Source organism: Variovorax sp. KBW07 (assembly GCF_003852515.1).
In the GTDB taxonomy this organism is placed as follows: Bacteria; Pseudomonadota; Gammaproteobacteria; order Burkholderiales; family Burkholderiaceae_C; genus Variovorax.
Genome location: NZ_QAJK01000040.1, coordinates 3,277 through 28,848 on the forward strand (window position 1 = coordinate 3,277; position 25,572 = coordinate 28,848).

General features: G+C 66.2%; 28 protein-coding genes and 1 pseudogene. 9 read left to right on the plus strand and 20 right to left on the minus strand.

Translation table 11 applies throughout. From position 1 onward, the window contains the following. The 6 genes and pseudogenes from rpsL to DBV14_RS08630 all read right to left on the minus strand — a co-directional run. Positions 1 to 135 (minus strand): annotated as a pseudogene (rpsL, locus tag DBV14_RS08605) (30S ribosomal protein S12); the annotation flags it as partial. 196 nt (positions 136 to 331) lie between these two features. Further along, the gene (locus DBV14_RS08610; RefSeq protein ID WP_124458772.1) at positions 332 to 1,501 is read right to left on the minus strand and encodes a D-alanyl-D-alanine carboxypeptidase family protein; all 1,170 of its coding nucleotides are present in this window, start codon (positions 1,499 to 1,501) and stop codon (positions 332 to 334) included. 41 nt (positions 1,502 to 1,542) lie between these two features. Continuing rightward, positions 1,543 to 2,178, minus strand: coding sequence for an alpha/beta hydrolase (locus DBV14_RS08615; RefSeq protein WP_124458773.1), 636 nt, complete (start codon positions 2,176 to 2,178; stop codon positions 1,543 to 1,545). 73 nt (positions 2,179 to 2,251) lie between these two features. Next, positions 2,252 to 2,605, minus strand: coding sequence for a ferredoxin (locus DBV14_RS08620; protein WP_124458774.1), 354 nt, complete (start codon positions 2,603 to 2,605; stop codon positions 2,252 to 2,254). Between the two features lie 9 nt (positions 2,606 to 2,614). Next, on the minus strand, positions 2,615 to 3,757 hold the full coding sequence (locus tag DBV14_RS08625; RefSeq protein WP_124458775.1) for a VanZ family protein: 1,143 nt from the start codon (positions 3,755 to 3,757) through the stop codon (positions 2,615 to 2,617). Positions 3,758 to 3,771: 14 nt separating this feature from the next. Beyond that, positions 3,772 to 4,200, minus strand: a complete 429-nt coding sequence (locus DBV14_RS08630) for a CopD family protein (RefSeq protein ID WP_124458776.1) — start codon at positions 4,198 to 4,200, stop codon at positions 3,772 to 3,774. Here DBV14_RS08630 and DBV14_RS08635 point away from each other — a divergent pair. From DBV14_RS08635 to DBV14_RS08645, 3 genes are all read left to right on the plus strand, one after another. After that, the gene (locus DBV14_RS08635) at positions 4,187 to 4,474 is read left to right on the plus strand and encodes a hypothetical protein (protein ID WP_148092433.1); all 288 of its coding nucleotides are present in this window, start codon (positions 4,187 to 4,189) and stop codon (positions 4,472 to 4,474) included. The two genes, DBV14_RS08630 and DBV14_RS08635, sit on opposite strands and share 14 nt — an antisense overlap. A 94-nt stretch (positions 4,475 to 4,568) precedes the next feature. After that, positions 4,569 to 5,555, plus strand: coding sequence for a porphobilinogen synthase (gene hemB, locus DBV14_RS08640; protein ID WP_124458829.1), 987 nt, complete (start codon positions 4,569 to 4,571; stop codon positions 5,553 to 5,555). An 83-nt stretch (positions 5,556 to 5,638) separates the two neighbouring features. Beyond that, positions 5,639 to 6,820, plus strand: a complete 1,182-nt coding sequence (locus DBV14_RS08645; protein ID WP_124458778.1) for a magnesium transporter CorA family protein — start codon at positions 5,639 to 5,641, stop codon at positions 6,818 to 6,820. A 92-nt stretch (positions 6,821 to 6,912) separates the two neighbouring features. Here the strand turns inward: DBV14_RS08645 and DBV14_RS08650 are convergent, their stop codons facing one another. Both DBV14_RS08650 and DBV14_RS08655 read right to left on the minus strand, forming a co-directional pair. Further along, positions 6,913 to 7,281 (minus strand): DUF4148 domain-containing protein, encoded by a 369-nt coding sequence (locus tag DBV14_RS08650; RefSeq protein ID WP_124458779.1) that lies wholly within the window; start codon positions 7,279 to 7,281, stop codon positions 6,913 to 6,915. A 221-nt stretch (positions 7,282 to 7,502) separates the two neighbouring features. Then, a complete protein-coding gene (locus tag DBV14_RS08655; RefSeq protein WP_124458780.1) occupies positions 7,503 to 7,832 on the minus strand; it encodes an alpha/beta hydrolase in 330 nt (109 codons plus the stop codon). Positions 7,833 to 8,006: 174 nt separating this feature from the next. Between DBV14_RS08655 and DBV14_RS08660 the strand changes: the two genes are divergently transcribed. Further along, entirely contained in the window at positions 8,007 to 8,912 is a 906-nt protein-coding gene (locus DBV14_RS08660; RefSeq protein WP_124458781.1) for a LysR family transcriptional regulator, read from the plus strand. Between the two features lie 54 nt (positions 8,913 to 8,966). Here the strand turns inward: DBV14_RS08660 and DBV14_RS08665 are convergent, their stop codons facing one another. Next, positions 8,967 to 9,650, minus strand: coding sequence for a dienelactone hydrolase family protein (locus DBV14_RS08665; protein ID WP_124458782.1), 684 nt, complete (start codon positions 9,648 to 9,650; stop codon positions 8,967 to 8,969). Between the two features lie 56 nt (positions 9,651 to 9,706). Continuing rightward, positions 9,707 to 10,312 carry a 2-hydroxychromene-2-carboxylate isomerase gene (locus DBV14_RS08670; protein WP_185545970.1) on the minus strand — a complete coding sequence of 202 codons (606 nt, stop codon included), beginning with the start codon at positions 10,310 to 10,312 and terminating at the stop codon, positions 9,707 to 9,709. 135 nt (positions 10,313 to 10,447) lie between these two features. Here DBV14_RS08670 and DBV14_RS08675 point away from each other — a divergent pair, with 135 nt between their 5' ends. Further along, a complete protein-coding gene (locus DBV14_RS08675) occupies positions 10,448 to 11,194 on the plus strand; it encodes an SDR family oxidoreductase (protein WP_124458783.1) in 747 nt (248 codons plus the stop codon). A gap of 5 nt (positions 11,195 to 11,199) precedes the next feature. After that, complete coding sequence (locus tag DBV14_RS08680) at positions 11,200 to 11,853, plus strand: MarC family protein (protein ID WP_124458784.1); 654 nt, start codon at positions 11,200 to 11,202, stop codon at positions 11,851 to 11,853. 45 nt (positions 11,854 to 11,898) lie between these two features. Here the strand turns inward: DBV14_RS08680 and DBV14_RS08685 are convergent, their stop codons facing one another. Then, positions 11,899 to 12,855: a LysR family transcriptional regulator gene (locus DBV14_RS08685; RefSeq protein WP_124458785.1), complete on the minus strand. Its 957-nt coding sequence runs from the start codon at positions 12,853 to 12,855 to the stop codon at positions 11,899 to 11,901. Between the two features lie 131 nt (positions 12,856 to 12,986). On the opposite strand from DBV14_RS08685, the gene DBV14_RS08690 reads away from it, so the two are divergent. Genes DBV14_RS08690 through DBV14_RS08700 form a run of 3 tightly spaced genes read left to right on the plus strand, consistent with a single transcriptional unit; the run spans position 12,987 to position 15,911 of the window. After that, positions 12,987 to 14,192 carry a pyridoxal phosphate-dependent aminotransferase gene (locus DBV14_RS08690; RefSeq protein ID WP_124458786.1) on the plus strand — a complete coding sequence of 402 codons (1,206 nt, stop codon included), beginning with the start codon at positions 12,987 to 12,989 and terminating at the stop codon, positions 14,190 to 14,192. A gap of 34 nt (positions 14,193 to 14,226) precedes the next feature. Continuing rightward, the gene (locus DBV14_RS08695) at positions 14,227 to 15,210 is read left to right on the plus strand and encodes a tripartite tricarboxylate transporter substrate binding protein (protein ID WP_124458787.1); all 984 of its coding nucleotides are present in this window, start codon (positions 14,227 to 14,229) and stop codon (positions 15,208 to 15,210) included. Positions 15,211 to 15,212: 2 nt separating this feature from the next. After that, entirely contained in the window at positions 15,213 to 15,911 is a 699-nt protein-coding gene (locus DBV14_RS08700) for an RraA family protein (RefSeq protein ID WP_124458788.1), read from the plus strand. Between the two features lie 16 nt (positions 15,912 to 15,927). Here DBV14_RS08700 and DBV14_RS08705 read toward each other — a convergent pair whose 3' ends face one another. The 9 genes from DBV14_RS08705 to DBV14_RS08750 form a co-directional block, all read right to left on the minus strand. Then, the gene (locus DBV14_RS08705) at positions 15,928 to 16,389 is read right to left on the minus strand and encodes an EVE domain-containing protein (protein WP_124458789.1); all 462 of its coding nucleotides are present in this window, start codon (positions 16,387 to 16,389) and stop codon (positions 15,928 to 15,930) included. 64 nt (positions 16,390 to 16,453) lie between these two features. Then, positions 16,454 to 17,617: an ABC transporter substrate-binding protein gene (locus DBV14_RS08710; protein WP_124458790.1), complete on the minus strand. Its 1,164-nt coding sequence runs from the start codon at positions 17,615 to 17,617 to the stop codon at positions 16,454 to 16,456. 34 nt (positions 17,618 to 17,651) lie between these two features. Continuing rightward, positions 17,652 to 19,508 (minus strand): long-chain fatty acid--CoA ligase, encoded by a 1,857-nt coding sequence (locus tag DBV14_RS08715; RefSeq protein ID WP_124458791.1) that lies wholly within the window; start codon positions 19,506 to 19,508, stop codon positions 17,652 to 17,654. Positions 19,509 to 19,513: 5 nt separating this feature from the next. Beyond that, entirely contained in the window at positions 19,514 to 20,287 is a 774-nt protein-coding gene (locus DBV14_RS08720; RefSeq protein WP_124458792.1) for an ABC transporter ATP-binding protein, read from the minus strand. 466 nt (positions 20,288 to 20,753) lie between these two features. Then, a complete protein-coding gene (locus DBV14_RS08730; RefSeq protein ID WP_124458794.1) occupies positions 20,754 to 21,596 on the minus strand; it encodes an ABC transporter ATP-binding protein in 843 nt (280 codons plus the stop codon). After that, entirely contained in the window at positions 21,593 to 22,669 is a 1,077-nt protein-coding gene (locus DBV14_RS08735) for a branched-chain amino acid ABC transporter permease (RefSeq protein WP_124458795.1), read from the minus strand. The genes DBV14_RS08730 and DBV14_RS08735 overlap by 4 nt, the downstream gene beginning before the upstream one ends. 7 nt (positions 22,670 to 22,676) lie before the next feature. Beyond that, positions 22,677 to 23,552 carry a branched-chain amino acid ABC transporter permease gene (locus tag DBV14_RS08740; protein WP_124458796.1) on the minus strand — a complete coding sequence of 292 codons (876 nt, stop codon included), beginning with the start codon at positions 23,550 to 23,552 and terminating at the stop codon, positions 22,677 to 22,679. A gap of 19 nt (positions 23,553 to 23,571) precedes the next feature. Continuing rightward, positions 23,572 to 24,402 carry an AraC family transcriptional regulator gene (locus DBV14_RS08745; protein WP_124458797.1) on the minus strand — a complete coding sequence of 277 codons (831 nt, stop codon included), beginning with the start codon at positions 24,400 to 24,402 and terminating at the stop codon, positions 23,572 to 23,574. 114 nt (positions 24,403 to 24,516) lie between these two features. Further along, positions 24,517 to 25,458 (minus strand): alpha/beta hydrolase, encoded by a 942-nt coding sequence (locus DBV14_RS08750; protein ID WP_124458798.1) that lies wholly within the window; start codon positions 25,456 to 25,458, stop codon positions 24,517 to 24,519. Positions 25,459 to 25,572 lie beyond the last annotated feature (114 nt).

The following is a 25,572-nucleotide window of genomic DNA, read 5'->3' on the forward strand; positions in this document are numbered from 1 at the left end:
GGGCTTCTTTGGCGTCGTGGTGTAGACGCGGGTGCAGACACCGCGACGTTGCGGCGAGTTCTGCATGGCAGGGCTCTTCGAATTGATCTTTTCGACCGTTCGACCCTGACGCACCAGTTGATTGATGGTTGGCATGAATGAATTAGTCCCAAAACAACCCGGCCCTGGTTGCGAAACCGCCCTTGGTCGTGACTCAAGGAAGCCGGGAATAACGAAAACGTGAAACCCTTCGGAAAATTCCGAAAAGCCCACGAGTATAGCAAACGTACCTGAAACGGCAATGTCCGCAGCAACCGGCGCGGGCCGGAACGGCCTCGGCCGCCCTGCCGCCTTACTTGATCCAGAGGCGCACGGCGTCCCAGGCGCGGCCGAAGATGCCCGCCTGCTCAACGGCTTCGAGGGCCACCAGCGGCACGTCCGCCACCGGCTGGTCGTCCAGGGTGACCTTGAGCGAGCCGACGGCTTGGTACTTGGTGAACGGCGCCACCAGCGGGTCGGGGCGCGACACCTGGGTCTTGATCTTGCTGGCGCTGCCGGCTGGCACCGCAACCACGATGGCTTCCGGACGGCCCAGCTTCAGCGTGTTCGCCTTGCCCTTCCAGACCGCCGGGGTGGCGGCCGGTTGGCCGGCGTCGAACAGGCGGACCGCGTCATAGGCGGTGTAGCCCCAGTTCAGCAGCTTTTGCGATTCGTTGGCGCGCACCGTCTCGCCCGAAGCGCCCAGCACGATCGACAGCAGGCGGCGGCCGCCCGTCAGGTTGGGAAAGTCGCGCTTGGCGGTGGCGATCATGCAGTAGCCGGCCGCATCGGTATGGCCGGTCTTCAGGCCGTCGACGGTCGGGTCGCGGAACAGCAACAGGTTGCGGTTGGTGTCGTTGGTCGACGGCGTGCCCGGGTAGCGGTACTTCTTGATCGCGTAGTACTTGGCTTCTTCAGGGAAGTCGCGCACCAGGCGCGTCGCCAGGATGCTCAGGTCGCGGGCCGTGGTCGTGTGGCCGGGCGCGGTGAGGCCTTCGGGGTTCTTGTAGCTCGTGTTCTTCATGCCCAGGGCCTTGGCCTGGGCGTTCATGAGTTCGACGAAGTGCTCCACCGTGCCGCCCACGCCTTCGGCCAGCGCCACCGTGGCGTCGTTGCCCGACTGCACGATCAGCCCCTTGATCAGGTCTTCGACCGGCACCTGCATCTTGGGGTCGATGAACATGCGCGAGCCCGGCATCTTCCAGGCGCGCGGGCTGACCGGGAAGGTCTGCGTCAGCGTGATCTTCTTGGCGCGCAGCGCGTCGAACACGATGTACGCCGACATCAGCTTGGTCAGCGAAGCCGGCTCGACCGGGCTGTCGATGTCCTTCTGCGCCAGGATCTGGTTTGCCGTGACGTCGAGCAGCAGGTAGCTGCGCGCTGCGATCTCGGGCGGCGCCGGCACCTGGGCGGCGGCAATCAGGCTGACGGATGCGATGGCGGTAAAGACCAGCGCGCGGAGCGCGCCTAGAAAACGATTCATGGGGAGTTTGGAAAGAGACGAAAACAAAGCCTGCGAGGCTTTCAAGCAATGCCCGCGCGCAGATGGCGGACAACCAGACTTTTGAGCAGCGGCAATTGTCCGTGAAAGAAGTGGCCGCCCCCGGGGACGACTGTGACAGGAAGTGACTGCGGCCGCGCCCAGTCCATCACCGCGGACAGCGGCACGGTGTCGTCGGCTTCGCCGTGGACCACCAGCATGCGCTCATGGGCCTCGGCCGGCAGCGTGGCAACGGAGAAGCGCGAAGCCGCCGTGCCGATCAGCACGATCTGCTGCACGTCGCGCGCGGCCCAGAGCTTTTCGGCCGCGCAACTTGCAACGAAGGCACCGAACGAAAAACCGGCAATGGCCAGCGGGCCTTCGGGCGCGAGCTGGCCGACGACATTCAGCATGTCTTCGAGTTCGCCACGCCCTTCGTCGTGCACGCCTTCGCTGGCGCCCACGCCGCGGAAGTTGAAGCGCACCGTCGTCCAGCCGCATGCGACGAAGGCACGCGCCAGCGTCTGCACGACCTTGTTGTCCATGGTGCCGCCGAACAGCGGATGGGGATGGGCGATGACCGCGATGCCGCGCGAAGCAGCGTCGGCCGGCAGATCGCGCTGCACCTCGATGGCGCCGGCGGCGCCCTGGAGGCTGATCTTTTCAGTCTGGGAATTCATGGCGCTGTGAGTGTGAGGGGCGCCGGCCAGGCCGGCGTCGTGCACGGTACGAGCACGGGGTCCGCGGGAAAGTTCAGCGGCCCACGTCGGCCGGCAGCAGGAGCCGCTCGACGACCTGCCCGTTCTTCAGGTGCGACTCGACGATCTCGTCGATGTCATCCGCATCGACGAAGGTGTACCAGACAGCCTCGGGGTACACCACCGCCACCGGCCCGCCCGCGCAGCGGTCGAGGCAACCGGCCTTGTTGACGCGCACCTTGCCGGGCCCGGAAAGCCCCTCTTCCTTGACCTTCGCCTTGCAACGGTCGAAGCCTTCCTGTGCGTTGTGCAGCGCACAGGAGTCTTCGCCGTTCTTGCGCTCGTTCAAGCAGAAGAAGATGTGGCGGCCGTAGTAGCCGGACGGCGCGGAAGGGGTGGAACTGGGCATCGGCCGATTTTAGTGACCGGGCTCCCGCGCCGGGGCATCGCCCCCCACCCGTCCACGGCGCGACAGCGCCACCAGCACGTAGGCGAGCACAGCGAAGGGCCAGGCCCATCCCAGCCATTGCGCCAGCCCGTGGAAGCGTATGAAGCGCCCCTGCTCCCAGGTGGCCAGCGTCTGCGCAAAGTAGGCACTCTCGGGCGCCTGGTTCAACAGGCTCAGCTGGAGCACCAGCCCCACCAGCAGCAGGGCCGCGCACAGGCGGCGCGGCGCAAACAGCAGCAGCACGCCGGCGAAGAGCGCGGCCGCCATGCCGACCTGCACCGGCAGGTCCATCCACGCCCACGCATGCGCGGGCCCATAGCTCAGCGCAGCCGACAGCGCCGAGGCCGCGACGCCGGCCAACAAGGTCAGCGGCAGCAAGAAGGCGCGCTGCACGACCGATCGCGCCACCAGGTACCCGAGCAGGCACGGCACCAGCGCGCCAAGCATCACGCACAGCAGCTCCACCGCCGGCACCAGCGGCTCGAGCTCGAACTGGCGCAGCGGCAGCCAGTCGATGAAGGGCGTGTCGAGCAGCCACTCGGAGATCGCGACCTCGAGCCGCTCGAACACCTGGCCAAGCCCGAAGGTGACGGCCGCCGGGAACAGCAGCGCAAAAGGCCAGAGCGCGAGCAGCACCAACGCACCACGGGAATCTTCGATGAACCACTGCGAGCGCGCACGACTCCAGTGAGCCACCGCACCCAGCCGCTCCAGCGCCACCGCCAACACGGCACCGACGATGGTCCCGGCCGTGTTCAGCCCCAGGTCGACATTGGAGGGAATGCGCACGGGCAGGTAGCTCTGCAGCGTTTCCATCGCGAAGGCGATCGCCGCGCCGGCCACGGTGGCGCGCAGCACCGCGCGCCACACGCTGGCGCTGCGGCGCGTGCGCAACACGGCCAGCGCGCACAGGAAACCGAAGGGCACGTAGCCCGCCACGTTGATCGCGAAGTCGAACCCCGTCCAGTACTTGGGCCAGGGCGCCGACAGATAGGCCCACGGCGCAATGCCCTGGTCGCGCCATTCGGCGAACGGGTACAGGCTGGCGTAGACGATCAGCGCCGCATAGGCGAGCGCCAGGGGGAGCGCGGCGGTCTTGTGCGGCCTCTCCACCGTGTGCACCGGGCTCAGAACGGCTTGACGACCACCAGGATCACGATGCCCAGCAGCAGCAGCACGGGCAGTTCGTTGAACCAGCGATACCAGCGGTCGCTGCGTCGGTTGCCGCCCGCCGCGAAGCGGCGCAACAGCACGCCGCAGCCATGGTGATAGCCGATGGCCACCAGCACCAGCGCCAGCTTGGCGTGCATCCATCCGTTGCCCGGCCCGCGGCCGATGCCGTAGCCCAGCCACAGCCACAGGCCGAAGACCAGGGCCGGAACCGCCAGGAAAGTGGTGAAGCGCATCAGCTTGCGCGCCATCAGCAGCAGGCGCTCGCGCTCGGCCACCGACTCCGGCGGAACCATCGCCAGGTTGACAAAAATCCGGGGGAGGTAGAACAACCCTGCGAACCAGCTCGCAATGAAAACAATATGGAGAGATTTGACCCAGAGCATGGCCGGCAGTTTAGTGGCGCACCCCACGCTCGCCCGGGTTTACGGTCATTGGACAAAAGCTTCGGGCAAAAAAAAGCCCGACGTCTGCACGTCGGGCTGGGAAGCCCTTTTGCTGTCACACATCAAGGCACCCGCTCAGGGAGGAAAAGCGGGGAGCGGCAAGCCGCCCGCTTCAGAATTTAACAAAGACGAAACAAGGTTTCAAGCGACTGAGGCACTTTCTTTGACATTTGAAGTAAAAAATCTAACTCTTTTGTCCTACTATTTTTCGTAGTTGTCAGACAACCCGACATTGGAAGCGTCGTACTTCGAAATACTGCTTCAGGCACAATTTTGGATATATGACGTCATCACTTTCTCCCCTGGCCATGTTCCCCGCCGGCCGTCCCCGGCGCCTGCGCCGCAACGCCTTCGCCCGCGATCTGGTGCGGGAACACGCGCTGACGGCAAAAGACCTCATTTACCCGGTGTTTGTGCAAGAGGGCGAGAAGCGGCGCGATGCCGTGCCGTCGATGCCCGGCGTCGACCGCCTGAGCCTCGACCTGCTGCTGCCCGTGGCCGAGCAGTGCGTGGCCGCCGGCATCCCGGTGATGGCGCTGTTTCCCGTGATCGACGCCAGCCTCAAGACGCCCTCCGGCGACGAGGCCTTCAACCCCGACGGCCTGATTCCCCGCGTGGTGGCCGCGCTCAAGGCCCGGTTCCCCGAACTGGGTGTGATGACCGACGTGGCGCTCGACCCCTACACCAGCCACGGCCAGGACGGCCTGCTCGACGACAGCGGCTACATCCTCAACGAGCCCACCGTCGAAGTATTGGTGAAGCAGGCGCTCACACAATCGCAAGCCGGCGTGGACATTGTGGCGCCCAGCGACATGATGGATGGCCGCATCGGCGCCATCCGCACGGCGCTCGAAGCACGCGGCGACATCCACACGCTGATCATGGCCTACAGCGCCAAGTACGCCAGCGCCTTCTACGGCCCCTTCCGCGATGCCGTGGGCTCGGCCGCGACACTGGGCAAGGCCAACAAGAAGGTCTACCAGATGGACCCCGGCAACAGCGACGAAGCGCTGCGCGAAGTCGCGCTCGACATCGCCGAAGGCGCCGACATGGTGATGGTGAAGCCCGGCATGCCCTACCTGGACATCGTGCGGCGCGTGAAGGACGAGTTCCGCGTGCCCACCTTCGCCTACCAGGTGAGCGGCGAGTACGCGATGCTGAAGGCGGCCGCCCAGAACGGCTGGCTCGACCACGACGCCGTGGTGCTCGAAAGCCTGCTGGCCTTCAAGCGCGCCGGCGCTGATGGCGTGCTCACCTACTTCGCGCTTGACGCCGCGCGGTTGCTACAAAAATAATAGCAACTCAAGTCCGACCATCGCCCCAGGGCGATCGGCTGGGCACATACAAGAAGAACCAACGAACGGGGCGACGTCAGGCCATGCGCATCTTCGAAATCAACCGTTCGCAGGTCAGCGAGCACCAGTCACTGGCGCCGTTGACCATGCCGGGCGCGTGCGGCAACAGCGGCTATGCCTGGATCTCGCTCACGCGCGAGGAGTTTCGGACCTCGCTGCCCGAGGTCCAGCAGATCCTGCAGACGCTTTGCCAGACTCAGTTGGTCGACCTGCACGTGGCCGATCTGCTGAACGACCAGTTGCCCTCGCACTACGACTACACCTCGCAGTACGACGTGCTGGTGTTCCGGCGCCTGTCTACGGGCCAGGGCCAGGCGATCCCGGGCAATGGCGGAAGTGGCAGCAACGGCAATGGCAACGGCGAAGCGCCCTCGGCGCCTACCCCGCCGCAGCCCCGCAGCGGCCCGCCCGTGTTGCGCCGCGTCGACACCCGCCCAGTCGGCTTTGCCGTATTCGATCGCATGCTGCTCTCGGTGCACCCCGAGGACGGCGCAGTGCGCGACGCCTTCGCCACGCGCTTGCTGGCCGCCGCCTCGTCCGATGACCGCGGCGCGCCGGCGCTCGACGTGCGCGCCACCTCGGCCCGGCTGCCCACCAGCCCGTCCGACCTGATGCTGCGCGTCGTCAACCAGATCGTCGACGGCTACCTCGACCTGCGGCGCGAACTCACCAAGCAGCTCGACCACTGGCAGACCGAGCTGATCGACCCGCGCAGCCGCTTCACCAACTGGGGCGCGCTGATGGGCGCGCGCCAGTCGCTGCACCACCTGGACGAGATCTGCGAAGACCAGCGCGCCGCCATACAGGACTGGATCGACTCGCTCGAAACCCTGCCTCTGCCCAAGGGCGAGACCGAGCAGCGCGAACGCGAGCTGATCATGATCCGCAGCCGCGACGTGCTCGAGCACATAGAGCGCGTGGTGCACCACGTGCACCGGCTGGAGCAGAACGCCGAGACCGCGGTGCAGATGCACTTCAGCGTGCAGGGCCACCGTGCCAACGACATCATGCGGGTACTGACGGTATTGACCGCCATCTTCCTGCCGCTCAACCTGATCGCCGGCATTTTCGGCATGAACTTCGAGTTCATCCCGCTGGTGCACAAGGCCGACGGCTTCTGGATTGCGATGACGTTGATGCTGGTCATCGCGGTGGCGCTGGTGCTGATCTTCTGGCGCAAGCGCTACCTCGCGCGCACGCGCTGACGCACCGGCCCGGTCCGCGGCGCCAAAGCAAAAAGGGCCACGCTTTCGCGTGGCCCTTTTTGCATTTCAGCTGCCCCGAAGGGCGGCTTCAATTACTTGGCGATAGCGCCCGAGCCTTGTTGGGCTTGCACGCGAGCGTCGATCGGGTTGACCATGGTCGAGATGACCTTGCTGTTGACGCGCGAACCCGAGGTCACGTTCTGGTCGGGAGCGTAGGCGGTGCGAACGGCTTCGGCTTCGACGATGGCACGGTCCTTCGACACGGCCACCGTTTCCGGGCCGCGCGAACCGCGGGTCACGTTCTGGTTCGGAGCCGATGCGGTGCGCACGGCTTCGGCATTCACTTCGTCACGGCTCTTGGTCGAGACGGCGGTGTTCACGCCTTCGTAGGTTTCAGCTTGTGCGCCGGTGGCGGCAAGCAGGGTCAGGGCGGCAGCAGCGATGATTTGCGAAGTCTTCATGATCAGTTTCTCCTAATGTGTTTCGTCGGATGGTTTGTCCACCAGGCTTGCACGTTCGCTTGCCTGTGCGGTGAGTTTCCGGGGGAAACGCCATGCCAAAACGCTCGGATCAGAGACACGGTGTTTCCTCTATTGAAACAATCGCGACATAAAGGCATGCACACGAAAAAGGCCGGGCCGGTTCGCACCGGCCCGGCCTTCTGAATACGCCGACTTTCGGCTTACGGATTCGTCGTGCGGAACTGCGGCGGAACTTCGCTGTTGACGAAGGCGCGGCGGTCCAGGTTCTGGTTCGGCGCATGGGCCGCGGCCACCGCTTCGGCACGAATCGAAGCGCGGTCGCGCGAGCTGGGCCGCGACGTCAGCGGCGCCGGCACGACGTCGCCATAGACATTGCCGCGATGGGCCGCGCCGAGCGCGTCGGCCGCCACATCGGTGCGGCTGGTCACGGCCTTGAGCGGCTGCACGGGCTCGAAACCCTGGGCCTGGGCGCCCGCGACGGCCAGCAGCGACAGCGCTGCGGCGGCAATGATGTTCGAGGTGGTCTTCACTTCGGTTGTTCCTTCCGGCGTTTCAGCGGGCCTTCGAAGACGGGGCTGGACCACGTGTTCGACGCAGGCTGGCTGAAACGTCGGCCTGTAACCCAAGTGTCGCCCAATCAAGCTAGGAAAAACCCGGGAGAATCGAACCATCGCGTTCCCAAAACGGAAACAATAGGCTTTGACATGGACAGTCTCGATCTGATCAGAACCTTCCGGGAGGTCGCATCCCACGGCAGCTTTTCCCAGGCGGCCAAGAAACTCGACATGTCGAAGGCCACGGTCAGCAAGTATGTGGCGGAGCTTGAAACCCGCTTCGGCGTGCGCCTTCTCAACCGCTCCACGCGCTCCGTGAGCCTCACCGACGCCGGGCAACTGCTGCTCGAGCGCAGCACGCCGGTGCTCGAAATGGTCGAGCTCACGCAGGCCGCGCTGCAGGAGCGCGCCAGCCAGCCCGGCGGACGGCTGCGCATCTCGGCCCCGCACGGCATGGGCAACGGCGAGTTTCCCAACCTGCTGGCCGACTTCATGCGCTACTACCCCGACGTGAGCATCAGCCTGCAGCTGACCAATCGCACGGTCGACCTGGCCGAAGAAGGCATCGACGTCGACATCCGCAGCGGCCCCGTCGAAGACGCCAACCTCATCGTGCGCAAGCTGCGCCCCATGAGCATGGTGGTCTGCGCCTCGCCGGTCTACTGGAAAAAGCACGGCAAGCCCGAGCATCCGCGCGACCTGGCGGGCCACGAGGCGCTCACGCATTCGCTGCTCGGTGCGCAACCGGTGTGGCGTTTCGACGATGGCGGCCAGCCACTCGACGTGCAGGTCAAGAGCCGCATGGACTGCACCGAGGGCGCGCCGCTGATCCGGGTCGCCATGCACGGCTTCGGCGTGATCTACCTGCCGTCGCTGCTCGTGCAGTCGCACATCGACCAGGGCGAACTGGTGCCGGTGCTGCAAGACTACGCGCGCAAGGACATGTGGCTCTCGGCCGCCTACCTCCAGCGGCGCCACAACAGCGCGGCGCTGCGCGCGCTGCTCGACTTTTTGCAGACCCGCGTGGGCAACGGCACGGGCGCCCGCAAGTCTTAAGACAAACAAAAAAACCCGGCACTCGCCGGGCTTTGTGTTGGCGGACGCGTTGCGTCAGCCGACGTGCTTGGCGAAGAACGCCAGCGTGCGTTCGCGGGCCAGCTTGGCCGCGTCGGCGTCGTACGAACCGCGCTGGTCGCAGTTGAAGCCGTGGCCCACCGGGTAGACATGCACTTCCACCTCGGGATGCGCCTTCTTGAAAGCCTCGACGGTGTCCAGCGGAATCCAGTGGTCCTGGTTGCCGAAGTGCGCGAGCACCGGCACCTTGGGCTGGCGTGCGGCTTCTTCCGGCATCGTCATGCCGCCGCCGTAGTACGGCGCCGCCGCGGCCAGACCCGGCAGCAGGGCCGCCGCGCGCCAGACCAGCAGCCCGCCCCAGCAATAGCCGACGATGCCGACCTTGCCGGCCTTCGATGCATAGGCCACCGCCGCCTCGATGTCCTGCAGCACGCCGGGCGCCGGCAGCGCCTCGACCGCCGTCTTCAGGCCGAAGCCGTTCTTCATGTCTTCGTCGCTATAGCCCAGCTCGACGCCCTGCTTCACGCGGTGAAAGGTCGCCGGCGCCACCGCCAGGTAACCCTCGGCCGCATAGCCGTCGGCCACCGCGCGGATGTGCGAATTCACGCCGAAGATTTCCTGCACCACGACCACGGCGCCGCGCGGCTTGCCCGCGGGCTCCGCCACGTAGGCGGGAAAGCTGAAGCCGTCCTTGGCTGTGAGATCGATGAATTGACCCATGTTGTGTTTCTCCTTGAGGGAAGCAATTGAATGAATGAATAAATGAATGGCAGTGCTTACGGGCGCAGCGCGCGCTCGACGAAGTCGAGACGGTCCTGCCCCCAGAAGATTTCGCCGTCGATCACGTAGCTCGGCGCACCGAACACCTGGATGTCGATGGCCTCCTGCGTGTAGGCCTCGTAGCGCTCCTGCACCATCTGGCTCTGCGATTGCTCTGAGCGCTTGGCGGGCAGGCCGCATTCCGCGACCAGTGCTTCGAGCACATTCGGATCGCCGATGTTCCGCTCCTGCACCCACACTGCCGCGAACACCGCCGCGCTCATGCGCATGGCGGCTTCGGTTCCGTCGTTGATGTCGACCGCGATGATGAGCCGCGCCGCGTCGTCGCCCGCCACCGGAAAGAACTTCGGCTTGGGGTTCAGCGGCAGCCCGAGGTGCTGCGAGAAGCGCGCCAGGTCGACCAGCCGGTAAGCCTGCCGCTGCGGTGCCCGCTTGCCAAGCGGCAACCCGCCCGACACCGGGAACACGCTGCCCATGTCGATGGGCCGCACGCGCACCGTGGCGCCCGCTGCCTTGGCAATCGCTTCGAACCGGGTATGACCCAGATAAGTCCACGGGCTCTGGGGCGCAAAGTAGTAGTCAATGGTTTTGGTGATATGCATTTAACCTCCGTGCTTTGCACTGCGGTGCGAGCTTGTTTGGGGCGGCCCGGCGCTGCGCTCATGCGCATGCCCTCGATGATGTAATCCAAGCCAACAGTTTTAACTGACACGCAGTTTCTCTGCAGGAGGTGGGATTTGGACCAGGTGCTCTTGATCACGGGTGGCGGACGCGGCATCGGTGCCGCCACCGCCCTGCTGGCCGCGCGGCGCGGCTATGCGGTGGCCGTCAACTACGCCAGCAACTCGCTGGCCGCCGACGAAGTGGTGCGCACCATCCGCGCCGGCGGCGGCACCGCCATCGCCGTGCAGGCCGACGTGGGCGACGAAGCCCAGGTGCTCGCCATGTTCGAGAAGGTCGATGCCAAGCTCGGCCGGCTCACCGCGCTGGTCAACAACGCCGGCGTGGTCGACGTGAAGGCCCGCGTCGACGAAATGAGCGTGGCGCGCCTGGAGCGCATGTTCCGCATCAACGTGCTCGGCAGCTTCGTCTGCGCGCGCGAAGCCGTGCGCCGCATGAGCACCAGGCACGGCGGCACCGGCGGTGCCATCGTCAACATCTCCAGCGGCGCGGCGCGCATCGGCTCGCCCGGCCAGTACGTCGACTACGCGGCCAGCAAGGCCGCCATCGACACCTTCACCATCGGCCTGGCCAAGGAAGTGGCCGACGAAGGCATCCGCGTCAACGCGGTGCGCCCCGGCGTGATCGACACCGACATCCACGCCTCCGGCGGCCAGCCCGGCCGCGCCGCCGAAATGGGGCCGGGCGTGCCCATGAAGCGCAGCGGCACCCCCGAGGAAATTGCCGGCGCCATCCTGTGGCTGCTGTCCGCCGAAGCCAGCTACACCACCATGGCCCTGCTCGACGTCACCGGAGGAAGGTAGTTCCAATGAGCACTTCCATGGACCTCATCAAGCCGCTGGTCACGCTGGTGGCCATCGTCAACCCGCTGGCCATCGTGCCCTTCTTCATCCACTACACGCAGGGCTACACCGACGCGCAGCGCCGCCACACGGTTCGCATGTCGGCCTTCAGCGCCTTCGTCGTCATTGCGGTCAGCGCGCTCATCGGGCTGCAGCTGCTGGCCTTCTTCGGCATCTCGATCGCGAGCTTCCAGGTCGGCGGCGGCCTGCTGCTGCTCATGAGTTCGCTGTCGATGCTGAATGCGCAACCCGCCGAGAGCAAGACCAACGTCGAAGAGTTGCGCGCCACCGAAGTGAAGGCGTCGATGGGCGCGTCCATTGCCGTGGTGCCCCTCACCATTCCGCTGCTCACCGGGCCGGCCGCCATTTCCACCGTGGTGATCTACGCCGACAAGACGCAGCACCTGTGGGAACTCGCGGTGCTGGTGGGGTACGGCGTGGTGGTGGCGCTGGCCACCGCACTGGCCTTCTCGCTGGCCCAGCCGATCGCGCGCGTGCTCGGCAAGACCGGCATCAACATCATGACGCGGCTCATGGGGCTGATCCTCGCGGCGCTCGCGGTCGAGGTGATGGCCGACGGGCTCGGCAAGCTGTTCCCGATCCTGTCGAAGCTCGGCTGAACACCCGCCTGCCGCCGAGCCCGCCGAGGCTGCGTTTTCCTGCGATCAGCCCACGGCAGCCCGACGACGGCGGGGCTTGGCCGCCACGGCGTCGCCGGCCGGCACGTTCGCCCGTGACGAGAAGTCGCACAGCTCCTTGCCGAGCGCGACCATGCGCTCCAGCGCCGGACTGAAATTGTCGTTGCGGTAAACCGCGCTGTAGACCATGGGCGGCGGCATGGGGTCGCTGCGCACGATGCGCAGCAGGCCCGCGGCAATGTCGGGCCGAACGTAGTCCAGCGCAAGCTGGCTGATGCCGAAGCCGCTGATGGTCAGCTCCCGCAGCACCGTCGTGCTGTTGGTGGCAAAGACCTTGTTGAAGCGAAAGCCGTGCTCGGCCATCCAGGCTTCGTAGAACTTGTTCTTGGCGGCACCGGTCGACTGCTCGAGGATCGGGTAGTTGGCAAATTCATGAGGCTTGAGCGCGCGCCGCGGCAGCTTCATCCCCGGGCTGGCCATCCACGGGTCCTGCACCTGCCCCACCTTGGTCGTGGTGTAGGACGCTCCCCAGAAGGTGCCCGGCATGATGGCCAGGTCGATCTTGTTCGACTCCAGCCCCTGGAACAGCGTCAGGCCCGCATCGACCACCGGCTCGAGCACCAGCTCGGGGTGCAGCTCCTGCAGCCGCTTGATGAAGCGCGTGAGCCAGGTCATGGCGATCAGCTCGGTCACGCCGATGCGGAAGGTGCCGCGCAAGGTCTGGTTGGCGCTGACCTCGGTCTCGATGCGCTGCCACAGGCGCTGCGAGTCTTCTGCCAGCGGAAGCAGTTGCCGTCCGGCCTGCGTGATCTCCAGCCCGCGCGGCGTGCGATGCAGCAGCGAAACGCCCAGCGTGTCCTCGAGCTCGGCCACGCGCTTGGACATCGCCGACTGGGTGGTGTGCAGCTTCTGCGCGGCAGCGCTGAAGCTCTGGAGTCGGGCGCTGAAGCAAAAGGCCTCCAGCTGCTTGAAGGTCAGGTTCATTCCGGATCAATGTATCGCAAGACGCATTGCCAGGAAAAAAAGGAATAGCCGCGCTTGCCGATTTCTCGTTTGGAGCCAAGAAAGCGCCGCCGGATACTGAGCCGCAACCGCCACTTCGAACGCGCCACTCCATGCTTTACATTGCCCCTCGCCTGCAACGCATCAAGCCTTCGCCGAGCTCCATGGCCGGCCAGAAGGCCCGCGAACTTCGTGCCCAGGGCCGAGACATCGTCAGCCTCACCGCGGGCGAGCCCGACTTCGAAACCCCGCAGCACATCAAGGAAGCCGCGAACCGCGCCATGGCGGCGGGACACACCCGCTACACCGACGTCGGCGGCACGCCGGAACTGAAGGAAGCGGTCGCGCACAAGTTCCGCACCGAGAACGGCCTCGACTACGCCAGTAACGAAATCATCGTCGGCACGGGTGCCAAGCAGGTGATCTTCAATGCGCTGATGTGCACCGTGTCCAGTGGCGACGAGGTGATCGTTCCCGCGCCGTACTGGGTCTCCTACCCCGACATCGCGCTGCTCGCCGGCGGCGTGCCGGTGTTCGTGGACTGCCCTGCCGAGCGCGGCTTCAAGCTGCAGCCCGAAGACCTGGAACGCGCCATCACGCCGCGCTCGCGCTGGCTGGTGCTGAACTCGCCCAACAACCCGAGCGGCGCCACCTACACGCACGAGGAGCTGGCCGCGCTGGCCGAGGTGCTGCAGCGCCACCCCCACGTGTGGGTGCTGACGGACGACATCTACGAGCACCTGGTCTACGCAGACCGCCCGTTCGCCACCATGGCCTGCGTGGCGCCCGAACTGAAGGAGCGCACGCTCACCGTCAACGGCGTCTCCAAGGCCTACGCGATGACCGGCTGGCGCATCGGCTACGGCGGCGCGCCGGCCGCACTGGTGAAGGCCATGGTCAAGCTGCAGTCGCAAAGCACCTCGGGTGCCAGCTCGCTCGGCCAGGCTGCGGCGGTTGCGGCGCTGACGGGTCCGCAGGATTTCATCGCCACCAACAGGAACGTTTTCCGGCAGCGCCGCGACACCGTGGTGGCCGCGCTCAATGCCATCGACGGCATCCACTGCCACGCCCCGGAAGGCGCCTTCTACGTGTTCGCTTCGTGCAGTGCCCTGTTCGGGTTGCGCACGCCGGGCGGCACCGTGCTTCGCAGCAGCGACGACTGGATCATGCATCTGCTCGATTCGCAGGACCTGGCCGCGCTGCAGGGCAGCGCCTATGGCGTGCCCTCGCACTTCCGGCTCTCGTTCGCAGCTTCCACCGACCACCTGCTCGAAGGCTGCCGGCGCATCGCACAGGCGCGCGCCCAACTCGTTTCCTGACCCTCGCTTTTCTTCCCCGCACCGAGAACCCTCCATGAACCCCAGATCCTTCCTGAGAGCGCTGCCGCTGCTGCTCGCCATGGCAGTGCCGGCCGGCGGCGGCGCGTTCGCAGCCGACGCGTTTCCCACCAAGCCGATCCGCATCGTCGTGGGCTTTGCGCCCGGTGGCTCCAACGACATCGTGGCGCGCCTGATCGCGCCCAGGCTCGCGGAGCAACTGGGCCAGCAGGTGATCGTCGACAACAGGCCCGGTGCGGGCGGCAACATCGCAGCGTCGGCGCTGCTGTCCGCGGCGCCGGACGGCCATACGCTGATGATGTGCACCACCGGCACGCTCTCGATCCAGCCGCACCTGCTCAAGAGCATGCCGTTCAATCCCGAGACCGACATCCTGCCGGTGACGCAGGTCGCCAACGCGCCCTACCTGCTGCTGGTGAACGCCGACCTTCCCGCGAAGAACGTCAAGGAACTGGTCGCTTATGCCAAGGCGAAACCCGGCGTGATCAACTTCGCGTCGTCCGGCAACGGCACCGGCGGCCACCTGGCCGGAGAGATGCTGAAGTCGCGCGCCAACATCGACATCGTGCACATCGCCTACAAGGGCACGGGCCAGGCCATGACCGACCTGCTCGGGGGCCAGGTCGCCATGATCTTCGACCAGCCCGTCAGCTCGATGTCTTATGTGCGTTCCGGCAAGCTGCGTGTGCTGGCCGTGGCCAGCACGCACCGGCTCGCGAGCCTGCCCGACGTGCCCACCGTGGCTGAATCGGGCATTGCCAACTTCGACCCCGTGACGTGGACCGGCCTGTGCGCCGCCAAGGGCACACCGCCCGCGGCCATCGAACGCATCCAGCGCGAGACCGCCAAGGTGCTCGCCATGCCGGAGATCGCGCAGCGTCTGCTGCAGGACGGGCTGGAGCCCGTGGGCAGCACGCCCCAGAAGTTCCGGGAGTTCCTGGCCGCCGACAAGCGCAAATGGGGAACCGTCATCAAGGATTCGAACATCAAGGCCGAATGACCATGACTGCCAACCTTGTTGTCCAACCCGATGTGCTGCGCAGCTTCCCCCGGCTGCCCCCCGCGGTCGTTGCCGCCGCCGCCACCTTTGCGCCGGCCATCCTGGCGGATGTGGCGGGCCGCCGCGGCGCCCTGCATGGCCGCATCGCCGCATTGCATCCGGCGATGCGCTTCGCGGGCAACGCCCTCACCGTCGAGGTGCGGCCCGGCGACAACCTGATGATCCATGCCGCCATGGCCATGGCCCAGCCCGGCGACGTCCTGGTGATCGACGGCAAGGCCGACCAGACGAGCGCGCTCATGGGCGAGATCATGATCAGCTCCTGCCTGCGGCTGGGCTTGGCAGGCGTGGTGATCGACGGTGCCGTGCGCGACAGCGATGCCCTGCGCGAACTCGGCTTTGCGGTGTTCTCTTTCGGCACCAATCCCAATGGCCCGACGAAGAACGTCCCTGGCCGCATCAACCACCCGGTCAGCGTGGGCGGCGTGGTGGTCCGGCCCGGCGACTTCATCACCGGCGATGCCGACGGCGTGGTGGTGGTCGAACGGGAAAAGATCGAAGGCCTGCTGCCGCTGGCCCGGCAGAAGGTGCGGGACGAAGCCCGGCGCATCGAAGCCGTCGGACAGGGTGCGACCAGCGCGCCCTGGCTGGAGGCCGCGCTGCGGCGCGCCGGCGTGCTGGCCGAAGGCGAGGCGCTCTGACCAGCCAGGGCCGGCCTCAGCCCAGCATCTTCTCGATGACCTTCCAGTGCGCCGACTCCACCGGCGTGATCGACAGCCGGTTGCCCTTGCGCAGCACGACCAGTTCGGCCAGCTCGGGCCGGGCGCGCAACTCGGGCAACGCCAGCAGGCGCGTCTTGCGCAGCGCCTGCACGTCGACCAGCAGCCAGCGCGGATCGTCCTTCTTCGCCGCCGCGTCGTAGTACGGCGACTTCGGATCGAACTGCGTCGGATCGGGCTTGATGCCCGAGGCCACGCGCGCGATGCCGGCGATGCCCGGCTCGGGGCAGCTCGAGTGATAGAACAGCACGCCGTCGCCGACCTTCATGCCGTCGCGCATGAAGTTGCGCGCCTGGTAGTTGCGCACGCCGGTCCACGCCACGGTGGCGCCGGGCGCGGCAAGCGCGTCGTCGATCGAGACCTCGTCGGGCTCGGATTTCATCAACCAGTACTGGGGCATGGCGGGCACTCTCGCGATGGGATTTCGCGAAATATAGCCGCTCGCCCCTGTACCGGGGTCTTGCTTACGGTGTCACGTAGTCGGACACCACCACCCACTTGCCGTCCTTGATCTGCGACAGCCGCGACTGGTCGTTGCCCAGGCGCTTGGTGGCGGTGTAGGTGCTCTTCGGGCTGCCGAACATGTCGGGCTCGAAGGTGATGCTGTCCATCGCCTTGATGAAGCTGTCGGTCGTGAGGTTCGGGCCGGCCTTGGTCGCCGCCTTGATGAACGAATCGATGATCACGTAGCCGTACACCGAGAACACGGTCGGGTCTTCGTTGAACTTGGTCTTGTACTTGTTGGCCCAGAAGCGCAGCGGCTGCGACTGCTCGTCGGTGTAGGGGTTCTGCACCGTCATGGTGGCGTACACGCCGTCCATGGCCTTGCCGCCCAGCTTGTGGATCAGGTCGGTGTAGGCCGCGCTGGAGCCGATGAAGGTCGGGTTGAAGCCGGTCTTGCGCGCCTCGCCCACGGTGCCGATGGTCTCGCGGATGATGGTGCCGAGCACCACCAGGTCGCAGTTGGCGGCCTTCATCTTCGCGACCTGCGAGCTGAAGTCGGTGGCGCCGCGCTTGAACGAGGTCTTCTCGGCCAGCTCCATGCCCGCGGCCTTCAGGCCCGCCTCGGCGCCGCGTTGCACCTCGAGCCCGAACTCGTCGTCCTGGTAGATGGTGCAGACTTTCTTGGCGCCCTTGTCCTTGATCATCTTCGGCAGCGCCAGGCGAATCTGGTCGTAGTAGGTGGCGGCGAACGAATACTTCAGCCGGTTCAGCGGCTCGTACATTTCGCGCGCCGCGGTAATGGGCATGTAGTTGATGACATTCTTGTCGAACTGCACCGGCATGGCGGCCATGTTCTGCGCCGTGCCGATGTGGCCCGCCATGATGAAGATCTTTTCCTGGTTCACCAGCTTCTGCGCCGCCAGCACCGCCTTCTTCGGGTCGTAGCCCGAGTCTTCGACGAACAGCTTGAGCTTGCGGCCATTGAGCGTGCCCTGCTCGTTGAGTTCGTCCACGCGCAGCTGCATGCCGTTGCGCGCCTGCTTGCCGAAGCCCGCCAGCGGACCCGACAGGTCCTGGATGGTGCCGATGCGGATCTCGTCCTTGCTCACGCCCTGCTGCTGCGCGGACGCGATCGTCGCGACCAGGCCCAGCACGGCCAGCGTCGTCAGTGTCTTGAGCTTCATGCGGTTGTCTCCTCGGGTTGACGAAAAAAACGGATCAGCGGTACATGGCTTCGATGCGCTCGGCGTACTTCGTTTGCACCAGCTTGCGCTTGAGCTTCATCGTCGGCGTGAGCTCTTCATCTTCGGCACTGAGCTGCGTTTCGAGCAGAAAGAACTTCTTGATCTGCTCGACGCGCGCGAACTTGGCATTGACGCGGTCGATCTCGCCCTGGATCAGGTCCTGCACTTCCTGCGTGCGCGTCAGGCTCTCGTAGTTGCTGAACGGCACGTCGTTGTCCTGCGCAAACTTCTCGACGTTCTCCTGGTCGATCATGACGATCACCGTGAGGTAGGGCTTGGCATCGCCGATCACCACCGCATCGGTGATGTACAGGCTGAACTTGAGCTCGTTCTCCAGCTCGCTCGGCGTCACGTTCTTCCCACCTGCCGTGATGATGATGTCTTTCATCCGGTCGGTGATGCGGAAATACCCGTCCTCGTCCATCACGCCCACGTCGCCGGTGTGCAGCCAGCCTTCGGCATCGATGGTCTCGGCGGTCTTCTCGGGCAGGTTGAGGTAACCCATGAAGACATTGGGGCCTCGCACCAATATTTCGCCGGTGTCCGGCGCGATGCGCACTTCGTTGTAGCCGGTGGCCGGGCCGATGGAACCGGGCTTGATGCGGTTGGCCGGCACCGCCGTCGAGGCGCCGCAAGACTCGGTCATGCCCCACACCTCGAGCATCGGCACGCCCAGCGCCAGGTACCACTTGACCAGTTCGGGAGAGATTGGCGCCGCGCCCGTCACCAGAAAGCGCGAGCGGTGAATGCCGATGAGCTTGCGCGCGTTGTCCAGCGCCAGCAGACGCGCCAGCCTGAACTTCAGCTTGAGCCCCGTGCCGACGGATTCGCCGGCCAGCACTTTGGTCGCAATGGCCTCGCCCACGCCGATGCTCCACTTGTAGGCGGCCTGCTGCAGCGGGCTGGCTTCCTTCAGCGCGATCATCACGCCCGAATAGAACTTCTCCCACACGCGCGGCACGGCCGTGAACACCGTGGGCGCGATCTCGCGCACGTTCTCCGGCACCGTCTCGGGGTTCTCGACGAAATTGAGAATGGAGCCGGTGTACATCGCGAAGTACTCGCCGCCCATGCGCTCGGCAATGTGGCACAGCGGCAGGAAGCACATGCGCTCGTCTTTCTCGTCCTGCGCAATGAGCGTGTTGTAGCCGCGCGCGGTGTACACCAGCCCGGCGTGGCTGTGCATGGCGCCCTTGGGCTTGCCGGTGGTGCCTGAGGTGTAGACGAGGATGGCCAGGTCTTCGGGCCGGCAGCCGGCCACGCGGTGTTCCACGGCCTTCGGGTCGCTGGCCAGGTGCGCACGGCCGAGCGCGCGCAGTGCATCGAGGCTCATGACGCCGGCATCGTCGAGGTCGCGCAGGCCTTCCATGTCGAACACGATCACGCGGCGCAGGCCCGGCAGGCCGGCGCGCACTTCGAGCGCCTTGTCGAGTTGCTCGTCGTCTTCCACGAAGAGGATGGTGGTGCGCGAGTCCTCGCACAGGTAGTGCACCTGCGAGGCCGCATCGGTCGGGTAGATGCCGTTGGACACGCCGCCGCAGCTGAGCACGGCCAGGTCGGCCAGCACCCATTCGATGACGGTGTTGGAAAGGATGGACGCGCACTCGCCCGGCGCGAAGCCGATGGCAATGAGGCCGGCCGATATCTCGCGCACGGCCTCCGCGGTCTGCCGCCAGCTCCAGGTGCGCCAGATGCCGAGCTCTTTCTGCCGCATCCAGATGGTGTCGCCGCGCTGCTCGACGGCGTTCCAGAACATGGCCGGAATGGTGTCGCCGGGCACGACGACGTCGAGCCGGGGTTCGAAGGTGTTGAGGTCCCAGAGTCCTTGCATGGCGGCTATCTCCAGGTCTTCTTCTTTTTCCAGCGCCGCTCGCCGCGCACGCCATCGTCTTTCACGCCGAGGTAGAACTCCTTGATGTCTTCCTTCTCGCGAAGACGCTCGCAGGAGTCTTCCATCACGATGCGGCCGTTCTCGAGCACGTAGCCGTGGTCGGCGGCATTGAGGGCCATGTTGGCGTTCTGCTCGACCAGCAGGATGGTGGTGCCGCGCTCGCGGTTGATGCGCACGACGATCTCGAAGATTTCCTTGGTGAGCTTGGGACTGAGGCCGAGGCTGGGTTCGTCCAGAAGAATGAGGTGCGGCGCGGCCATGATGGCGCGCGAAATCGCAAGCATCTGCTGCTGGCCGCCGGAGAGCAGGCCGGCGTCTTGCGTGGCCCGCTCGCGCAAGATGGGAAAGTAGGTGTAGACGGTCTCCATGTCGCGCGCCACGCCGTCGCGGTCCTTGCGGGTGTAGGCGCCCATCAGCAGGTTGTCTTTCACCGACAGCAGCGGGAACACTTCGCGCCCTTCGGGCACATGGCTCAGGCCCTGCTGGACGATGTACGCCGGGTCCTTGGCGGTGATGTCCTTGCCCTGGAATTCGATGCTGCCTTTTCTGGGGTCGATGATTCCCGAGATGGTCTTCAGGATGGTTGTCTTGCCTGCGCCGTTGGAGCCGAGCACGGTCGCAATTTCGCCTTGCCTGACTTTCAGGCTGACGCCGCGGATGGCCTTGATGGGGCCGTAGGCGCTTTCCACGTTCATAAGCTGGAGTACGGCGTCGCTCATCGCTGGGCTCCTGGTGCGCTTGCTGCCTTCGGGGAACGGCGTTGGAGTCCCTGTCTCCGGCGGGCCGACGTCACCGGCCCTTCGGGCTTCCCTGTGCTGCTCACGACGGGCGGGGTCTCGCAGAACTCGCTGCGCTCAAACAGCTGCGAGCCCTGATCCGCCCATCGCTCCGCTGCTCGGCGGTGCCTCAACGGCCCACCGGAGACAGGGACCCCAACACCGTGGACACGCACAGGGCGAACACCCCCCGGCCAAGCCCGGTGTGCGGTGCGGTGGGGGCGCCCCCTCTGGGCCGCCGAGGAGCGCAGCGTTTCGCGGACAGGGCTCGCAGTTGTTTGAGCGAAGCGAGTTCTGCGAGACCCCGCGAAACGCGAGCACCGCAGGGCAGCCCGAAGGGCCGGCACAGCGGGGGCGACCCCACCGTGCCGCATACCGGGCGCTCTCCAGAAGGTAGCGAACAAAGCCTTCACGCCGCCACCCTCCTCAAGCTGCTCACGTCATCCACGGTCCCAAGATAAGCCTCGATCACGCGTTCATCCGCCTGCACCTCGCGCGGCGTTCCTGTAGCCAGCACTTCGCCCTGGTTCATCGCCAGCACGCGGTCCGACACTTTCGACACCAGCGACATGTCGTGCTCGACCATCAGCACCGAGACGCCCAGCTCATGCTGGATGTCCTGTATCCAGAACGCCATGTCGGCCGTCTCTTCGACATTGAGACCCGACGACGGCTCGTCGAGCAGCAGCAGCTTGGGCTCCGTGCACAGCGCACGCGCCAGCTCCACCACCTTGCGCACGCCATAGGGCAGGCCCGCCACCATCGAATCGCGATGGTGTTGCAGGTCCAGCAACTCGATCACCTGCTCCGCCTTTTCGCGCGCCGCAATTTCGGCGCGCCGCGTGGCCGGCGTGAAGAACACCTCGCTCCAGAACCCCGTCTGCCGGTGCGTGTGACGACCGATCAGCAGGTTGTGCAGCACCGTCGCATGCTCGAACAGCTCGATGTTCTGGAACGTGCGCGCAATGCCCAGCGCGGCAATCGCGTGCGGTGCCTGCTGTGTCAGCGCGATGGGGCTTCCCGCTTCGCCATGCCACGTGATCTCACCGGTGGTCGGCGTGTAGATGCGGCTGATGAGGTTGAACACCGTCGTCTTGCCCGCGCCGTTCGGGCCGATCAACGTGAAGACCTCGCCGCGCCGCACGTCGAAGCTCACCTTGTTGACCGCGAGCACGCCGCCGAAGCGCACGCTCAGGTCTTTCGCCGACAGGAGGATGTCGCTGCTGTTGCCGTTGCTGTTGTTGCTGCTCATCTCAGCCGGTCCGACTTGGTGAACGACTTCTGCCGCTTGAACAGGCCCCGGCGGTAGAACGGAAAGAGCTGCAGCCAGGTGCGTATCTTCAGCCAGCGGCCATACAGGCCCAGCGGCTCGAACAGCACGAACGCGATCAGCACCACGCCATACACCAGCCCCTGCAAGCCGGGCGCCTGCCCGACGACGGCCGGCAGCCAGTCCTTGCCCATGGAAATCAGCTGCGGCATCGCGATGAGGAAGATGGCGCCGAGGAACGCACCGTGCACCGAGCCCAGCCCGCCGATCACCACCATCAACAACAGGTCGATCGACTGCAGGATGCTGAACTGGTCGGGCGAAATGAAGCTCAGCTTGTGCGCGTACAGCGCACCGCCCAGGCCCGCGAGCGCGGCCGAGATGGCGAACGACAGCGTCTTGTAGCGCGCCAGGTGGATGCCCATGCTCTGCGCCGATATCTCCGAATCGCGGATCGCGACGAAGGCGCGGCCGGTCGGCGAGCGCAGCAGGTTCAGGATGCCGAGCGTGGCCAGCACCGCCACCACCAGGCAAAGAAAGTAGAAGCCGTCGCCCGAGCCCAGCGACCAGCCGAAGAGCTGCGGCGACTTCACGTGCAGCCCCGCGTTGCCGCCCGTGACGCTCTCCCACCGCGCGAACACTTCCTCGACGATGAAGCCGAAGGACAGCGTCGCGATGCCCAGGTAGATGCCCTTGACGCGCAACGCCGGCAACGCGACCACCACGCCCACCGCCGCCGACAGGGCCGCGGCGGCAACCAGCGCCAGCGGGAACGGCACGCCCATGTTCGTCAGCACGCCTTGCGTGTACGCACCCGCACCAAGAAAGGCTGCATGCCCGATGGAGAACTGGCCCGTGAAACCAGCGAGCAGCATCAGCCCCAGCCCGACGATGCCGTAGATCAGCACGAAGGTCAGCTGCGCCAGCCAGTACTCGTCGATGAGCCACGGTGCGGCAATGAGGAACGCAACGAGCAGGCTGTACCAGAGCACATGCCCGCCGTGCCGCGCGAGGCGGATGTCCTGGTCGTAGCTGGTCTTGAAGATGAAGCGCATATGGGACTTACACCTTCTTGCGCAGCTTCTCGCCGAACAATCCGTTGGGCTTGATCATGAGCATCAGCAGCACCACGATGTAGGGTGCCGTGTCCTTGAAGCCATCGGGCAGGTAGAAGCCCGCGAACGACTCGACGATGCCGATGATCAGCCCGCCGACGATGGCACCCGGCAGGCTGCCGAAGCCACCCACCACCGCCGCAGGAAAGGCCTTGAGCCCGATGAAGCCCATGTTCGCGTGCACGAAGGTGATGGGCGCGAGCAGCATGCCGGCAATGGCGGCAACCGCCGCCGCCAGGCCCCACACCAGCCCGTTGAGCCGCTTCACCGGAATGCCCATGTAGTAGGCCGCGAGCTGGTTCTGCGACGAGGCCTGCATCGCGATGCCGAGCTTGCTGTAGCGGAACATCGCGAACAGCAGCGCGCAAAGAATGGCCGTGGCGATGATGATGGCCAGCTGCTCGAGGTTGACCACCAGTTCGCCCAGCTTCCAGATCTGGTCCTTGTAGGGCACGGCCAGCGTGTGGGTCTCGGTGCCGATGCCCGGCACCATGGTGATGAGGCCGCGCGCCACGTACGCAATGCCGATGGTGAGCATGACGATCGAGAACTGCGGCTGCCCCAGGATCGGCCGTATCACCACCAGCTCCAGCAGCACGCCGAAGGCCGCCATGGCAATCAGCGCGAGGATGGCCGCGAGCCAGAACGGCAGGCCGAACAGCGACATGCCCGCGAACGCGCCGAAGGCGCCGAGCATCATCAGGTCGCCCTGCGCGAAGCTCACCGTTTCGGTGGCCTTGTAGATCAGCACGAAGCCCAGTGCGATCAGGCCATAGATGCAGCCTTGCGCAATGCCCGACAGCAGGAGTTGAAGAATCTGCATGGGGCTCCCGTGCGCTGGCTTACTGCCGGAAGCCGCCGGCTGCGTCGTGCAGCGCGAGGCGGCGCGAGCCGGCCACGATGTCGCTCGGCTTCAGGCCGTAGACCTGGCGGATCGAATGGCTGAAGTGCGTCGAATCGGGGTAGCCGGTGTCCAGTGCGATGTCGGTCAGCGTGGCGCTCTGCTGCACGTAGCGCAGCAGGCTGCGCGCGCGCTTCCAGGCCCTGAACGCACGAAACGCCATGCCGGTTTCCTGCTTGAACAGATGCAGGAAGCGCGAGAACGAGAGGTTGACCGAAGCCGCGCAGTCTTCGGCGGACATGGCCGCGGCGGGGTCGGCGTTGATGGCATCGATGACCTTGCGGATACGCGCATCGAGCGCACGCGGCACCAGCGCCTGGCCGAAGAACAGCGCATCGAAATCGAAACCGTCGAAGCTCAGCATGCGGCCCGAAGCCGCGAGCAGGTGCGCATGCGCATCGCGCACGCGCTGCACGAAGGCCGGCGCATTGACCGGGCCGCAGTGCTGCATGAAGGCGGGCAGGCGCCCGGGGTCGACCGACTCGGATTCGATCAGCAGGTTGAAGATCAGCGGGCACGCGCTCTCGACATGGTGCGGCACGTGCGGCGGCACCACGATCAGCTCGCCCGATTGCCAGGCACCGCCGCCGATGCGAATGCGGTTCGGCGGTGCGCCGGTGGGCGACACGTACACGCCGTGCCCACCCATCGTGCGTTCGGCGGCGGCACCGAGCAGGCCCGCGTAGAACACGCGCTGCGGTGCCAGCCACATCAGGCGCTCGCCTTGCCGTGCGTCGCTGCCCGAAGGCGGCGCCGTCCTCGTTCGCTGCATGGTGTTTGTCTCCTGCATCGTTCGTTCAACTGCCAACCGGGGTATGGCGTCGCGTTCGCTGGATCGTAGCGGCGCGAGCCGTTTGCGCGGCACCCTTTTGCGCGGGGACTTTCCCTAGGCCGCCGCGAAGGCGCGCCGCAACTCGGTGGCGCAAAGCGCGACCGCGGTGTTGGCCTCGTCGAGCACCTTGCCCATCGGCACGAAGCCGTGGATCTGCCGCTCGAAGCAGACGTACATCGCGCGGTTGCCCGCGGCGGTAAGCGCCTCCGCATAGGCCAGCCCTTCGTCGCGCAGCGGGTCGTAGCCGGCGGTGATCACCAGCGCCGGCGGCAGCTTCGACAGGTCGGGGTGCAGCAGCGGCGAAGCGCGCCAGTCGAGGTCGTGCTTCGCATCGGTGATGTAGTGGTCGTGGAAGTACCTGATGGTGTCGCTGGTCAGCAGATAGCCCTGCCCGTTGCCCTGGTGCGAGGGATGCAGGCGGCGCATGTCGGTGGCCGGGTAGATCAGCAGCTGGAAGGCGATGGGCAGGTCGCCTGAGTCACGCGCGGCAATCGACACCACGGCCGCGAGGTTGCCGCCCGCGCTGTCGCCGCCCACGGCGAGGCGGCTCGCATCGAGCCCCAGCGCGGCGGCCTCGCGGCGCACCCAGCGGGTGGCGGCCAGCACGTCGTCGACGGCGGCGGGAAAGCGGTGCTCCGGCCCCATGCGGTAGTCGACGGCGACCACCGCGCAGCCGGCGCCGTTGGCCAGTTCGCGGCACAGCACGTCGTGCGTGTCGAGGTCGCCAATGACCCATCCGCCACCGTGGTAGTACACCAGCACCGGCAGCGGTCCGGCGCCCGAGCCCAGCGGCCGGTACAGCCGCACCGGGATGGTGCCTTGCGGCCCCTCCGCTGCCAGGTCGCGCACCTCGGCCACCTCGGGGGGCAGGGGCTGCGTGGCGGTGCGCCGCTCGCGGTAGAAGGCCCGCGCATCGGCGGGCGAGAGGGTGTGGGTCGGCGGGATGCCGCGCGCCTCGATGAAGTCGAGCAAGGCGCGCGCCTGGGGATGCAGCATGGTGTCTCCGGTGGATCGGGCAGGCACCCAGTGTGGGATGCATCGGGCATGCGCGGTATCCGCACGCACCCGCATCCGACCGGCGTCCTGGCAAGAGTCCGCACCATGCCCGCG

Coding starts and splice junctions, on each gene's coding strand:
- DBV14_RS08610 (WP_124458772.1), bottom strand. CDS start 1,501: ATGAATCGTTTTCTAGGCGCGCTCCGCGCGCTGGTCTTTACCGCCATC.
- DBV14_RS08615 (WP_124458773.1), bottom strand. CDS start 2,178: ATGAATTCCCAGACTGAAAAGATCAGCCTCCAGGGCGCCGCCGGCGCC.
- DBV14_RS08620 (WP_124458774.1), bottom strand. CDS start 2,605: ATGCCCAGTTCCACCCCTTCCGCGCCGTCCGGCTACTACGGCCGCCAC.
- DBV14_RS08630 (WP_124458776.1), bottom strand. CDS start 4,200: ATGCTCTGGGTCAAATCTCTCCATATTGTTTTCATTGCGAGCTGGTTC.
- hemB (WP_124458829.1), top strand. CDS start 4,569: ATGTTCCCCGCCGGCCGTCCCCGGCGCCTGCGCCGCAACGCCTTCGCC.
- DBV14_RS08645 (WP_124458778.1), top strand. CDS start 5,639: ATGCGCATCTTCGAAATCAACCGTTCGCAGGTCAGCGAGCACCAGTCA.
- DBV14_RS08650 (WP_124458779.1), bottom strand. CDS start 7,281: ATGAAGACTTCGCAAATCATCGCTGCTGCCGCCCTGACCCTGCTTGCC.
- DBV14_RS08660 (WP_124458781.1), top strand. CDS start 8,007: ATGGACAGTCTCGATCTGATCAGAACCTTCCGGGAGGTCGCATCCCAC.
- DBV14_RS08665 (WP_124458782.1), bottom strand. CDS start 9,650: ATGGGTCAATTCATCGATCTCACAGCCAAGGACGGCTTCAGCTTTCCC.
- DBV14_RS08670 (WP_185545970.1), bottom strand. CDS start 10,312: ATGCATATCACCAAAACCATTGACTACTACTTTGCGCCCCAGAGCCCG.
- DBV14_RS08680 (WP_124458784.1), top strand. CDS start 11,200: ATGAGCACTTCCATGGACCTCATCAAGCCGCTGGTCACGCTGGTGGCC.
- DBV14_RS08685 (WP_124458785.1), bottom strand. CDS start 12,855: ATGAACCTGACCTTCAAGCAGCTGGAGGCCTTTTGCTTCAGCGCCCGA.
- DBV14_RS08690 (WP_124458786.1), top strand. CDS start 12,987: ATGCTTTACATTGCCCCTCGCCTGCAACGCATCAAGCCTTCGCCGAGC.
- DBV14_RS08695 (WP_124458787.1), top strand. CDS start 14,227: ATGAACCCCAGATCCTTCCTGAGAGCGCTGCCGCTGCTGCTCGCCATG.
- DBV14_RS08700 (WP_124458788.1), top strand. CDS start 15,213: ATGACTGCCAACCTTGTTGTCCAACCCGATGTGCTGCGCAGCTTCCCC.
- DBV14_RS08705 (WP_124458789.1), bottom strand. CDS start 16,389: ATGCCCCAGTACTGGTTGATGAAATCCGAGCCCGACGAGGTCTCGATC.
- DBV14_RS08710 (WP_124458790.1), bottom strand. CDS start 17,617: ATGAAGCTCAAGACACTGACGACGCTGGCCGTGCTGGGCCTGGTCGCG.
- DBV14_RS08715 (WP_124458791.1), bottom strand. CDS start 19,508: ATGCAAGGACTCTGGGACCTCAACACCTTCGAACCCCGGCTCGACGTC.
- DBV14_RS08720 (WP_124458792.1), bottom strand. CDS start 20,287: ATGAGCGACGCCGTACTCCAGCTTATGAACGTGGAAAGCGCCTACGGC.
- DBV14_RS08730 (WP_124458794.1), bottom strand. CDS start 21,596: ATGAGCAGCAACAACAGCAACGGCAACAGCAGCGACATCCTCCTGTCG.
- DBV14_RS08735 (WP_124458795.1), bottom strand. CDS start 22,669: ATGCGCTTCATCTTCAAGACCAGCTACGACCAGGACATCCGCCTCGCG.
- DBV14_RS08740 (WP_124458796.1), bottom strand. CDS start 23,552: ATGCAGATTCTTCAACTCCTGCTGTCGGGCATTGCGCAAGGCTGCATC.
- DBV14_RS08745 (WP_124458797.1), bottom strand. CDS start 24,402: ATGCAGCGAACGAGGACGGCGCCGCCTTCGGGCAGCGACGCACGGCAA.
- DBV14_RS08750 (WP_124458798.1), bottom strand. CDS start 25,458: ATGCTGCATCCCCAGGCGCGCGCCTTGCTCGACTTCATCGAGGCGCGC.